The sequence below is a fragment of the Niallia sp. FSL M8-0099 genome (assembly GCF_038006945.1).
Classification (GTDB): Bacteria; Bacillota; Bacilli; order Bacillales; family Cytobacillaceae; genus Niallia; species Niallia circulans.
On record NZ_JBBOWF010000001.1, the window covers coordinates 851,832 to 864,925 of the forward strand.

The following is a 13,094-nucleotide window of genomic DNA, read 5'->3' on the forward strand; positions in this document are numbered from 1 at the left end:
AAATTGTTCGGTTTTTTTCTTACAGGTCATCCGCTTAAATTTCCTAGCAACTTTCTATTTATGTTAAACGAGGTTTTTTTGTAAATTCTGCATTATGATCTTCTTTTTTAAAGATTGTTTTTCTGATATATGGTAATACCCATCGATCTAATCCGTAGTAACCTGCATTTGCTCCAGCAAACATAATGATCATGCCCATTAAGATATCTGTTGGGTTATGAGAGATGGTGCCTGCAAGCAAGAAACAGAAATTCATAATGACACCAAAGAATGCTGCTGCCGTTGTTAAACAACCTAAAATTAACCCAAGACCAACTAATACCTCCCCAATTGGTACGAGCACATTAAATAGTCCAACATTTGGTAAAGCAAATCCTTCGACAAAACTTGTATACCATCCATAAACCGCGGTTCCGTCTGGTCCTGTAACTGGATTAGTAACGGCATTTGTTAAAAATCCAGAAGCGTCAAATCCTCCGCCAGTTAATTTACCAAATCCAGAAGTAAACCAAGAATAACCTAGCACCAAACGTATAATGGTTAAAAGCCCAGCTGCGACTTTATTTTCTCTTAAAAAACTCATAAACATAAAAATCATCCCTTCTTTTTTTGTTTTTATTATTTACAAGTTAAATATATCAAATACTCTTAAGAAAAAAGTGATATTGTGATTTAATTCACAATATGTACAAAAGAATATGACGGAATTGTGAACATATTTATATGGAAAGTAATAAATATTGCATTTAATTTAGAAATCACCATTTCAGCACGGTTCTTCTTTTTCGTGTTAGAATAATGGATAAATAAAAAACATCGTTTTTATAATGGGAATTTATTATAAAGGAGAGGCTTTCATGACAACGGTAACCATCATAGCTGGTGGACATAAAATAGACTCACGATTAACAGGTATTTTACAATTTGCGGTAGATTATTTAGGAAAGAAGAATGTGGGTGTTCATATTATTCAAGTTCATCAATTACCAAGTGAGGCCTTAATTACAGCAGATTTTATGAACAAGGATATAATAGAGGCAAGACAGAAAGTAGAACAAAGTAATGGTGTCATTGTATTATCACCTGTATTTCAGGCGTCTTATTCCGGAATTATTAAGACTTTTCTTGATTTATTGCCACAAAAGAGTCTTCGAAATAAGGCAATTCTTCCGCTGATGCTAGGAGGAACTATTGCCCATCTATTAGTAATGGATTATGCTTTAAAGCCTGTATTAGCGAACCTAGGTGCTACGAATTTATTAACTGGAGCTTATGTAACAGATAATCAAATTGCGAAGCAAGACAATCAAAACTATGTTTTAGATATCGATTCAGAAGCAAGGATTACGAATCAATTAGACCAGTTACTGGAGGGAATTCAATAATTGTGGAAAAGTGATGGCAGACCATCACTTTTTCTATATTTTCCTAGAATGTGGAGAGAGGACATGGTATGATAAGGACAGAAGCAGAATTTTAAAAGATGCAGGTAATAATAATCTATAATCATGACTTGTTAGCTCAGTGGGAGAGCACTTGCTTGACAGGCAAGGGGTCACTGGTTCGAACCCAGTACAGGTCATTATAAAGGAACGTAGAAAAAAGCTTCTCATTAGAGAAGCTTTTTTCTTTGTAAACGTACTTCAAAATTTTATTAATTTGAATAGTCCTGCTAACCAAATACATAATAAACAGCATTTTTTAAGCACTTGGTAGATGCGGAAAATATCAATACCATGGTCCTCTATTTAACGGTACATTTGGACCTAAGTAAGGGTAATAAGCTTGAGTTCCTTGTGGCCTTGGAGCAATATAATACATTTGTCCACCAATCAGATAGTAATAAGAGTTTTCCTTTCCAAGAAGTTGTTGGTTCCATGCTCCATATGTCGGCTGGGGGAAGTTTTGATAAATTACGCCATCTAGCCCAGTGATAATGGTTGGCTGCATATGTTTGCCTCCTTTATTTTTAATTTATCTTATGTGAAGTTTGATAAATAGATAGTTGTTTCCTGGTTATAAAGAAAAAAGCACCAAAAATTTTGGTGCTTACAAAGATTGATTTTATTATAAAACAAAAAATCTATTACATTTTTATTTACTATTTCTCTCCTCCTGTACGGCCCTTAATTGAGAAATAGTTACAAGTTGATACCCTTCTTTCGTTAGCTTTTCAATAATTTCCACTGCTGCATCAGCGCTTTTTTCATATATATCATGCATAAGAATAATGCTTTCATCACTCGCTGCTTTCATAACTTTATCAACAATTTTCTTTTTCGATGGATGTTTCCAGTCTTCTGGATCAATGGTCCAAAGCACAATCTCTTTATCTAGTTCTTTTTTTAGTTCAGGCTGAATGGCTCCATAGGGCGGGCGAATAAGGGTAGGTTCCATTCCTGTTACTTTTTTTATTAAATTATCTGTATCTTGAAATTCCTTTAAGGCTCTCTTCTTATTCATTTTAGTGAGAAGCGGATGATTCCATGAGTGATTCCCTATTTCATGCCCGTTCTCAATCGTTTCCTGAAGGATGTTTGGATAATATTGAACACGCTCACCAAGAACAAAAAACGTAGCATGGCCATTATATTTCTTTAATGCTTTGAGAATTTTTTTTGTTGGTTTATTACTTGGACCATCATCGAATGTTAAAGCAATGACTTTTTTTGATGGATCAATTTTCGCTCCTTCTGGTAATTCGGTAGCCAATTTTTTCGGTTTTGCTTCTGCAAGTAAATTTTTATTTTTCTCTTCCTCTTGATAGATTGCTAGTAATTTATCTTGTAAGATATCTTTTTTGATGGCAAGTTCTTGAACACCTAGTTTTTCTGCAGCAATTTGGTTAGAAGGAAAATAAAAAAGGATAGAATCATTTAGAATCGCAAAGTTTTGAAAGTTATTTTCATTTGGTGAAGTTCCTTGTTTTACTAACGCTTTGTCTGTTGCTAGGTCTTTATCCTTTATTAATTCGCCATAACTGATTTTTGAAAGGAGAAATAGATAATTGCTTTTTTCTTGGAAAATGTCTTTTAATGAAAGCTGTTTATGTGTCTGTAAATCAAATGTTAAACTTTCTGTTGTCAAATTCCCTTTAGGTCCTGTAATATATTCAAACGTCTCAAAAAGAATCGAGATTGTTTGTTTGCTGTAATGCGTAATCGTGTAGGAAATATGTAAGGAAGTTTCCTGTGTAACCGGAACATTTGATTTCTGAATTCGTTTATCATATTCGGTAATTTTGCTTGTAATATATTTTTTCAATGCAGCAGTGATTTCTTCATCTGGAAGGATTGGATAGCTGGTCCAGTAGCCTCCATGCTTTTCATCTTTAGTATATGAGTTTATTTCAATTGTCTTATAATTTTGATCATATTGTATTTTGACCTCTGGCTGTTTTTCTGAGGGTTCAGCAGCCTGTTTTTTGTCACTATCGAAAAATTTGAAAATAAATACTAAAAGAGTGAGGCAAATAAAAAGTATGAAAATATTTCTCCATTTTAAGCGTTTCATGTTGTTAACTCCTTACTTGAAAATAAAAGATAATGCTTTATTAATATAGACGTAATAGAAGGGGAAATGGTTTTACATTTAATTAAATTCTTCAAAAAAGATTAATGGCAATATATATTACAGTTATGTATTGAATTATATTTTTCTTTAACTGTATGAATAAAAAATTTTCTTTAATATAATATTGATAAAAGAAAAATTTTTTCGTATAATATTATCAAATGAAAACACTTTCAAACCTAAGAGAAAAGGTGGTAATAATATGGATGCCTATTTATTGATTATTGCATTACTTTCCATTGTCATTGTTATTGTTGGAGTTTCCCTTTTTAAGTGGCACGCTTTTATTAGTTTAACAGTGGCGAGTTTATTTTTAGCAGTTTTTTCAGGACTATCTTTTGATAAGATTGTAAGCGCTTATGAGACAGGGGTAGGTGGCGTATTAGGTCACTTAGTTGGTATATTGGCATTAGGTACAATTTTAGGAAAAATGCTCTCTGAATCAGGAGCAGGCTTAAGAATTGCAAATTTTTTTGTAAACGTTTTTGGAGAAAAGAAATTACCTTGGGCCATGTTTTTCTCGGGGTTTATCATTGGAATTCCAGTATTTTTTGAGGTTGGTATTTTAATATTATTGCCGTTGGTTATTTCCATTCAAAAGGCAACAAAGAAAAATATTTTATTGATTGCATTACCTGGTATTGCGGGATTATCCATTGTACATGGACTGGTTCCGCCACATCCTGGAGCAATTGCTGCTATAGGTATTTTTGATGCTAATTTAGGCAGGGTCTTATTATACTCCTTGATTATTGCATTACCTGCAGGGATTATCGGGGGACCATTATTTGCAAAGTGGATCAATAGCTGTGTTTTTCCTAAAGGAGATTCAACACTTATTACGGCAGAGCCTATAGCAGAAGAGAAATTGCCAAGTACAGGCGTATCCTTCCTATCTATCTTATTACCTGTTATTTTAATGATCATTGGAACCGCTGCCCCTTACTTGACGATTTTCTCAGAAGGCGTAAGAAATGTACTTGCCTTTGTTGGAAGTCCGTTATTATCGTTATTAATTGCTGTATTTTTCGCTTTTTATTTCCTTGGTATGCGTCAAGGAATGGATAAAGAGAGTATCAAAAAGTTTACAGAAGATTGTTTCTTGCCAGTCGGTTCCATTTTACTAATTATCGGTGCTGGCGGTGCATTCAAACAAGTGTTAATTGATAGTGGAGTAGGCGATACAATTGGAACAATGTCAGAGAGTTTATCATTATCCCCACTTGTATTAGCTTTTATGATTGCAGGATTGATACGGATAGCAACTGGTTCTGCAACAGTAGCCTTAACGACAGCAGCAGGGATAGTGTCACCAATCATCGCAGGGATGTCTGGAGTAAATGTGGAACTATTAGTGATAGCAACTGGTGCTGGTTCCTTGATGTTCTCCCATGTAAATGATGCCGGGTTCTGGATGGTAAAGGAATATTTAGGACTAACAGTCGAAGAAACCTTCAAAACATGGACAGTATTAGAAACGATATTATCATTCATTGCATTTGCAGGTGTCTTGATTTTAGATTTAATTGTTTAAAAGTTCACCTACTATTTTTATGTAGGAGTAAAGAAGCTCTATTCGCCTCTAGAAAACTTTAAGCCCGTATTTAAACAGACCAAATTTTGTGTATAAGTAATCGAGAAGGTACTGGTGGAGTCTTCTATGATTGTAATAAAGGTGTAAATTATAACTAACTTTTAATAGTCCATTTTAGATAAAGTCATTTTTTCATCAGCATACTAATAAAATATCACTTAGATTAGAACCTACTAAATATTCTGATAGAATTATAGGTATTGATAAAAGGGAAGATTATAGAGGAGAGGTACATTTGAAGAATTAATCGTAAAAATGGACTCTATTAAAAATGTACAAATCTTAGTCGAATTGGTATAATGAGGAAAATAAAGCGGTGGAGGTGGAACAGATTGGTAACTAATCCAGTTCTAGTTGTTAGTAATCTTTCAAAAATCTATAAAGGTACAGGTTATGAGGTACAAGCATTAAAAAATGTTTCTTTTAAACTATATGAAGGTGAAATGATTGTTATTATGGGAACAAGTGGATCTGGTAAAAGTACTTTGTTAAATGTATTGGCTGCTCTAGATATACCTGATCAAGGAGAAATTCAATTATATGGACAAAGCCAAAAAGAAATTTACAAAGAACCTAATGCAACTTTTTATCGTCGGAATAATATTGGATTTATCTTTCAATCTTTCCACCTTTTGAAGGATTTAACAGTGGAAGAAAATATTGCTTTACCACTTGTTTTAAAGGGAGATAAGAAGACTCATATTGATGAAAAAGTGAAAGAGATGTTACAGTTTATTGGCCTTACGAATTGGAAGAGTCATCGGCCGGTTCAATTGTCAGGTGGACAACAGCAACGTGTTGCTATTGGAAGAGCCTTAATAACAGCACCACCTATAGTGTTAGCAGATGAACTAACAGGAAATTTAGATTATAACACTTCAAAAGAGATACTTCAGGTCTTAGTAAATATGAAAGAGACTTTGAAACAAAGCATAGTAGTTGTTACGCATGATCCGCACGTTGCAGCATATGCTGACCGTGTTCTTTTTTTTCATGATGGACAGATTGTGAATGAATATAAATCGGCTGGAGATCAGAAGATAGATGATATATTAGAAAAGTTCGGAAAACTATTGGAGACAAGAGTATGACGAAAACATTGCGAGGAATAGCTTTGCGTTTCTTTAAAACCAATAAGTTCATTACATGGACCTCTGTCTTTAGTACTATTCTATCGGTTTGTTTAGTAATTGTTATGGTCTCCTATGCAACAAATGCAGAACGTTCGTTAAGAGAAGAAGTTCAGAAAATGTACGGTGAGATGGATCTATCGGTTGGATATGAAGCCAAGCTAAATAAAAGTGTAAATCAAGACCTTATTAATTCCTTCCGATCGAATAAGGATATTGATATGCTATCTCCAGTAATTATTACTCACTTAAAAGTAGATGCATTACAAGGTGAAATTTATTCTGTTGGTGTAGAAAATGATAATTTAGCAAAGAGTAGATATCACTTCAAACAGAATCTTCAAGAAAACTCAGTTATCATGAATAAGAGCTTAGCTGAAACATTGCGACTAGGAATTGGTCAAAAAGTATCTATTGAGGATAATGAATTTATAGTATCGGAAATTATAGAAGACCTAAATGCAAGTGGACTTACACCAGATATACTTCTTTTTACTAAACAAACAGTGCAAAAATTAGTCAAACAAGAGACAGGTGAAGCGAAAGAAGCAACTTATGTTTTAATCAAAGCGAATGAGCAAGCTGATACTTTATTGCTTGCTAGTGAATTAAGGAAATATGATAATGGTTTAAGAATTGATATTGCAGAAGAAGATGAATTTTTAAAAAGTAATGTGCAATCCCTCAAGGTTTTTATTTTCTCTTTAACCTTTTTAATGTTAATCATTACAGCACTGCTAATTATTTCTAATTTCGAATTATTTTTATATAAATATAAAAACCAATTTGCGATTCTTCGCTCCATGGGGGCAACAACAAAACAGCTATCTAAAATTATATTAATTCAAAGCAGCATTATTACGGCAGCAGGAACAATTGGAGGTTTTTTACTGGCTTTAATTAGTCACCAATACATGAAGCCGTGGTTGGAGGCAATATTTTTATTTGATGTACCTAAGGTGAGTTTTAACTACATAGAAAGTTTAATCGTTGCATTCGTAAGTGGAATGATCATTCAGGTTTTTATGCTAATTCCAGCTTATAAGTGTTCGAGATTATTGCCAATTTTAATAATCCAACAAAATGAAAATCGTGATTTCGGCTATAAAAAAATTCGTAAAATTATTGGCTTTGCCCTTCTATTTATTGCCCTTTTATTAATATGTATTGGTAAAGCAATGATGGGAGTAGCGAGTGTGTTACTAGGAGCCATAATTTTGTTAATTAGTATTTATCTCCTATTTCCTATTTATATTGGAACTATCTTAACATGGTTCTTACCAGTAATTAAAAAGACGCTTGGAAATGTCTCTTATATTGCAATTAAAAATCTAGTACCACAAGTAAGAAAAAATACTTTTGTGATATTGACGGTCAGTGCTATGATGACTATAGCAGTATTTGGCTCGGTTATGTTAAAAACAATCCAACAAAATGAAGAGAATTATTTAAAGGAACAATATCCAACCTCTATTGTGTTGACGAGTCGATTAGGGTATGACTCCAATATAGAGCAGGAAGATTTGAAAAAGAAGGTTCAGACAATAAGTGGTGTCATCGAGGTTAGTAGTCGAAGTACGAATAATTCAGCAGAGATAATGGATGAAGAGGGAACAAAAGCTATTGATTATTCCTTGGTGGATTTTATTAAGATGGAACAACAAGGAATTATTCCAAAAATGGAGGACGATAGTAAGAACCTGATAGTGGTATCAGAAAGATTTTTAAAAGAGAATGGTTTAAAAGTAGGAGATTCTATTGACATGGGACTCTTTTCGAATCAAAAGCAGAGTACCGATTTTGTAGATACACTTACAATAGGAGCGGTAATAAATAATCTAACTGATGCAGATGCTTATATTGACTGGAAAAATAAAAAATTTAAAAATGATTTTACAAAATTCAGTGCGATGTACATTAGCTCTGACAATGAGAAACAAACTGTTCAAGCATTAGAAACACTCAAACGGCAGTATCCTGAACTCCAGATCAATGTATACCAACAGTCTATTGAAAAAGCGAATAAGATGTTCCTGCAAAGATGGTCTATTTTTATTGGTGTTATGGTTGTGATTCTAATATGTGTAATGCTAGGAGTATTTAGTACACTAGGAAACAACATTTATTCTAAAAGAAAAGAGTTCGCAATCTTAAGGACAATTTCTATCGATCGAAAGGGAATTAAAAAGGTCATATTAACTCAAATCAATCTCTATCTATTGATAGGCTTATTGTTGGGGATAGTTGCAGGACTAATTTTCACCTCAGTTATTCTATTAATAGATTCAGGTCAAATTTCGATTTATTATTCGCTAATAATAGGAATAGGAGTTACTATGTTTCTTGTAGGTAATAGTATATTTATACCTATTGCGACAAAATTGAGTAGAAAAAAGATATCTTTAGAACTTACAGAAGATAATAAATAATTGGAAGAAGAAGAGTGTTAGAAATAAGACAGCTGAAAACGGTTAGTAAGAGGAGGAGAAAAAACTAAATATAGATAAGTTACTCTCTAATTTAGTAGTGAACCAATCCGTTCCAAGGGATTTTTTAAGAGCCCTTAGTTGCGTTGTTTTTTTCAAAAGAGATTAATACGAATACTCTTATAGGAGTTGCAGGAAAGTCTGAGACCGAGTGACGAGGAGGCTTGGCGCTCACCCCATAGCAAGCGAAGTGTATCCGTCTACGAGTGATTACCACTAACTTCTTTCCTAAAATAATTAAGACCTGAACAATTATGCGTAATTTATTAGCACTTCTGTGTAATTGTTCAGGTTTATTTTTGGTTGGAGTACATTATCCCAACTTTGTATTAAATCAATCATTGTCAACTATTTAGTAATCTGAGTTTATGGAAAGCAAAGTGATATTATTTAATTTAGAAAAATTTACACGAGCAATTTATTTGTCATTCCCCTTTGCTTCATGTACAGTAAAGCTCTCACCTTTTATGGTGAATGCGCGGAAGGTGGACGTCTGTAAAACTCGAATAGTTCAACTATTCAGTTTGAACTGCTAGAAGTCTTTTCCTTTCACAGAGATAGAGCATACTTCAACTCTCCATAGGGAAGCAATTAAAGGGGAAATGTTAATGAAACAAGTATATAGTGATTTCATCCAGTTTCGCGGAAATCATTATGATTTTGGATATATGCAAGGAGAATTATTAAAGGATTCACCCATTCTCCCTAATCGGATAAAGCACTGGACATCTAAGCGGAAACGTTATTTTACCATAAATGAAAAAGAATCCATCCAGCTCTTAAACAAATTTATTCCTGGAATGCTAGCAGAAATCAATGGATTAGCAGACGCTCTTCAGTGGAGAACAGAGGATGCATTACGAGAATTTGGCGGTCATTATGTAGAGTATGGAAGAAGTGGATGTTCTATTTTAGCAGACTCCCAGTATTTAATTAGAAACTATGATAGTCATCCAGGTTCCTATGAGGGTCGTTATATGATTTATCAGCCAACTGATACTGGATATGCAGTAATCGGTCCATCTATGCAAATAACAGGAAGAATAGATGGGATAAATGAAAAAGGTCTCGCAATGGGCTATAACTTTATTAATCGAGTTGGTTCAGGGGATGGTTTTATTTGTAATATGATTGGTCGAATGATTTTAGAAACGTGTGCAAATGTAGAAGAGGCCATTGATTTATTAAAAGAAATACCACATCGAACATCCTTTAGCTATGTGTTATTAGATCCTAGTGGAGAGGCATTTGTTGTAGAAGCAACACCACGTTCGGTTATTGCCAGAAAATCTAATATTAGTACGAATCACTTTGAAATATTAAAAGAAGAAAACCGCTATCAGATGGATGAATCTATACAAAGAAAGCAGAATATTGAGAAGCAGCAGGGAAATCATTCAAATGTGTATGAGGCCTTTCGAATATTGAATGATAGAGATAAAGAGATATTTTCAACCAAGTATAATGCCTGGTCTGGAACACTGCACACCGCAGCATACCTGCCTAATGAAAGAAAAGCGTGGTTTGCGCTTGGGAGTGATCGAATGCCTGTTATCATCGATTTAGAATCTTTCTTAAAGGGAGAAAAGCTGAACTTGAAAAAAATTAAAGGAAAGCTTGATTATGATACTCCCTTTATTAATATGGAGTTATTATAGCGTATATATAAAGGAAGTTAGTGATGGTAAGAACAACCATAATTAACTTCCTTTGTTGCGTTTGCTGAAACTCTGAAGTAGGGAATATTGTTTGTCTGCCGTTAAATTCGTGTATCAGAAATGGCATTCCTTATTCTTTCTAATGACTGATTAGCAACATTTTTATTTAAAATCATTACATTAACATACAATGCATCTATTAAACTAAGCTGACCAATTCTTGATGATAAAGCTTCCGAACGATATTCTGTTTCCTCAGAGCTTGTGAACAGTGCTACATCTGTATTCTGGCCGATTGGTGATTTAGGATACCCAGTGATGCCGATTGTTTTGGCACCATTGTTTTTGGCTGTTTTCATTATGTTAATAGTATCTTTATTAGTGCCAGAGTGCGAAATGATTACAGCAACATCCTTCTCTGAAAGCTGAGAAGAGGACATCAGTTGAAAATGAGAGTCTACAAATGAAAACGCTTTAATTCCAGTTCGAACAAATTTATGAAAAGCATCCATCGCGATAACTGCTGAACCACCTGTACCATAAAATTCAACCCGATTTGCCTGTAAGAGAAATTCTACTGCTTTTTGAATCGAATGACCATTTAATATTTCTAATGTATTTTCTAGTGTACGTACATTCGACTTAAATACTTTTTCAGTAACGGTTTTTACACTGTCATTTTCATTAATTTCTTCATGTATTTGCTGAATAGGTTCAATTACTTCTGATGCTAATGCTATTTTCATCGCTTGATAGCCTTTAAACCCAATTCGTTTACAGAAACGAAAAACAGTAGCATCTGCTACTCCTAAATCCTCTGCTAATTCGTTAATGGTGGAATGAATGATTTTTTCTGGATTAACTAGAATATAATCAGCGATTTTTTTTTCTTTTTCACTTAGTCTAGCGTAATAGGAACGAATTTTCCCAAGACAATTTTGCGCCATTGACTTCTATCCTTTCCAAATTAATATAGTTGTAGTATAACACAATTAGTCTCTTGAAAAAAAATTTCTTATTAAAATAATTTTTTTCAAAAAATATTTACAAAGGGGTATATTTTCGAAAAAAATTTCTATATAATTGTATATAGAAAGAAATATTTTTTCAAAAGGAGAGGTAACGAATGAACATCGGTCTTATAGGTTTAGGAAAAATGGGCTATAGCTTGGCTTTAAATATGGTGGACCATAAGTATAGTGTAACAGCTTTTGATATAAATGAAAGCGCTGTAAAAGAAATTTCTAATAAAAATGTAACAGGAGTTAATACAATTGAAAAATTAGTAAGAAATTTGCCAGCTCCAAGAGTAATTTGGCTAATGGTTCCAGCAGGAGAAGTAACGGAAAATGTCTTACGGGAAGTAAAGAAGTATGTCGAAGCGGGGGATATTATTATCGATGGCGGGAATTCCCATTATAAAGATTCCAAAAGAAGAGGAATAGATTTAGAAGAGCTAGGAGTTTTCTATTTAGATGTTGGCACAAGCGGCGGAGTAGATGGAGCTCGAAATGGTGCATGTATGATGATTGGCGGCAATAAAGAAATATTTGATGAGGTAGAAGGATTGTTCAAGGATTTATGTGTGGAAAATGGTTATATGTATACTGGAGTATCTGGAAGCGGCCATTTTCTGAAAATGGTTCATAATGGAATTGAGTATGGCATGATGCAATCCATTGCAGAAGGATTTGAGCTGTTGGAGAAAAGCGAGTATGATTTTGATAATGAAGGAGTAGCAAAGGTTTGGAATAACGGCTCTGTCATTCGTTCGTGGTTAATGGAATTAACACAAAGTGCTTTTTCTAAGGATCCAAAGCTGGAAGGGATTAAAGGAGTAATGCATTCCTCTGGTGAAGGAAAATGGACGCTAGAAACAGCCTTAGATTTACAAACTGCTATGCCAGTTACAGCCTTATCTTTAATGATGCGTTATCGTTCGTTAGAGGAAGATACCTTCTCTGGAAAAGTGGTTGCGTCCTTACGAAATGAGTTTGGTGGACATAGTGTAGAATCAAAATAGAATGACAAGAAAATCCTTTAGCAGCTAAAACATGCTAAAGGATTTTTTTAATAAAATCAATGTAAACGGATCGGAATGTTTTTTGGCTATGGTAAGCTTACAGAAAAAGAAGGAGAAACTACATGAGAACTTGTCAGAAGTGTAATCAAAAATGGACTTATAAGAGAACTTTAAAAAACTCCTTTACATTAGATAATAAACTGATTTGTCCACACTGTGGGGAAAAGCAATATGTTACCTCTCGAACAAGAAGGATAACATTTATGGCAACTATTTTAATAATCACATTTACGCTGCTTAGCAATCTTCTTTATGGATCTTCCTTTGTCCTTGTATTTATTCTGATAGGTTTTATCTTATTAGTTCTCAGACTATATCCTTTCTGGGTTGAACTTTCCAATAAAAAAACTGGGTCATAGCAATAGCAGCAGGCTAACTAATAAAAGGTGCAAAGATTAAATCTCTCATTTAGAAGCGAAGCCCAATTTGTTACATTACAGATTGCGGATGATCCACAAACCTTCTTTCTGAAATGGCATAAAAAATCCAAACAATTATACGAGATATTGGCAGCACCGTATAATTGTTTGGTTTGAATACGACTGAAAAACTTTATATGCAAGTAATTTT

The 13,094-nt window shown here is 33.7% G+C and carries 11 protein-coding genes and 1 tRNA gene; 8 read left to right on the forward strand and 4 right to left on the reverse strand.

Features of this window, described 5'->3' with window-relative positions; translation table 11 throughout:
• Positions 1 to 58: 58 nt before the first annotated feature.
• Positions 59 to 589 carry a DoxX family protein gene (locus NSQ92_RS04040; RefSeq protein ID WP_047942411.1) on the reverse strand — a complete coding sequence of 177 codons (531 nt, stop codon included), beginning with the start codon at positions 587 to 589 and terminating at the stop codon, positions 59 to 61.
• A gap of 268 nt (positions 590 to 857) precedes the next feature.
• On the opposite strand from NSQ92_RS04040, the gene ssuE reads away from it, so the two are divergent.
• Positions 858 to 1,385 carry an NADPH-dependent FMN reductase gene (gene ssuE / locus NSQ92_RS04045; protein WP_047942410.1) on the forward strand — a complete coding sequence of 176 codons (528 nt, stop codon included), beginning with the start codon at positions 858 to 860 and terminating at the stop codon, positions 1,383 to 1,385.
• Positions 1,386 to 1,510: 125 nt separating this feature from the next.
• Positions 1,511 to 1,582: transfer RNA gene (locus tag NSQ92_RS04050), tRNA-Val, on the forward strand.
• Between the two features lie 146 nt (positions 1,583 to 1,728).
• On the opposite strand, the gene NSQ92_RS04055 is transcribed toward NSQ92_RS04050, so the two are convergent.
• Both NSQ92_RS04055 and NSQ92_RS04060 read right to left on the reverse strand, forming a co-directional pair.
• Positions 1,729 to 1,950: a hypothetical protein gene (locus NSQ92_RS04055; protein WP_047942409.1), complete on the reverse strand. Its 222-nt coding sequence runs from the start codon at positions 1,948 to 1,950 to the stop codon at positions 1,729 to 1,731.
• Positions 1,951 to 2,094: 144 nt separating this feature from the next.
• Positions 2,095 to 3,513: a polysaccharide deacetylase family protein gene (locus NSQ92_RS04060; RefSeq protein WP_336045283.1), complete on the reverse strand. Its 1,419-nt coding sequence runs from the start codon at positions 3,511 to 3,513 to the stop codon at positions 2,095 to 2,097.
• 262 nt (positions 3,514 to 3,775) lie between these two features.
• On the opposite strand from NSQ92_RS04060, the gene NSQ92_RS04065 reads away from it, so the two are divergent.
• From NSQ92_RS04065 to NSQ92_RS04080, 4 genes are all read left to right on the forward strand, one after another.
• Positions 3,776 to 5,107 carry a GntT/GntP/DsdX family permease gene (locus NSQ92_RS04065; RefSeq protein ID WP_336045284.1) on the forward strand — a complete coding sequence of 444 codons (1,332 nt, stop codon included), beginning with the start codon at positions 3,776 to 3,778 and terminating at the stop codon, positions 5,105 to 5,107.
• 392 nt (positions 5,108 to 5,499) lie between these two features.
• Entirely contained in the window at positions 5,500 to 6,258 is a 759-nt protein-coding gene (locus NSQ92_RS04070; protein ID WP_251688783.1) for an ABC transporter ATP-binding protein, read from the forward strand.
• Entirely contained in the window at positions 6,255 to 8,726 is a 2,472-nt protein-coding gene (locus NSQ92_RS04075) for an FtsX-like permease family protein (RefSeq protein ID WP_341152395.1), read from the forward strand. Before NSQ92_RS04070 ends, NSQ92_RS04075 begins: the two co-directional genes overlap by 4 nt.
• Positions 8,727 to 9,391: 665 nt before the next feature.
• Complete coding sequence (locus NSQ92_RS04080) at positions 9,392 to 10,441, forward strand: C45 family autoproteolytic acyltransferase/hydolase (protein ID WP_144544531.1); 1,050 nt, start codon at positions 9,392 to 9,394, stop codon at positions 10,439 to 10,441.
• Positions 10,442 to 10,542: 101 nt separating this feature from the next.
• Here the strand turns inward: NSQ92_RS04080 and NSQ92_RS04085 are convergent, their stop codons facing one another.
• Positions 10,543 to 11,388, reverse strand: coding sequence for a MurR/RpiR family transcriptional regulator (locus NSQ92_RS04085; RefSeq protein ID WP_047942406.1), 846 nt, complete (start codon positions 11,386 to 11,388; stop codon positions 10,543 to 10,545).
• A 179-nt stretch (positions 11,389 to 11,567) separates the two neighbouring features.
• Between NSQ92_RS04085 and gnd the strand changes: the two genes are divergently transcribed.
• Together gnd and NSQ92_RS26785 are read left to right on the forward strand one after the other, a co-directional pair.
• Positions 11,568 to 12,464, forward strand: a complete 897-nt coding sequence (gnd, locus tag NSQ92_RS04090) for a phosphogluconate dehydrogenase (NAD(+)-dependent, decarboxylating) (protein ID WP_047942405.1) — start codon at positions 11,568 to 11,570, stop codon at positions 12,462 to 12,464.
• Positions 12,465 to 12,586: 122 nt separating this feature from the next.
• Positions 12,587 to 12,883, forward strand: coding sequence for a TIGR04104 family putative zinc finger protein (locus tag NSQ92_RS26785; RefSeq protein ID WP_144544529.1), 297 nt, complete (start codon positions 12,587 to 12,589; stop codon positions 12,881 to 12,883).
• Positions 12,884 to 13,094 lie beyond the last annotated feature (211 nt).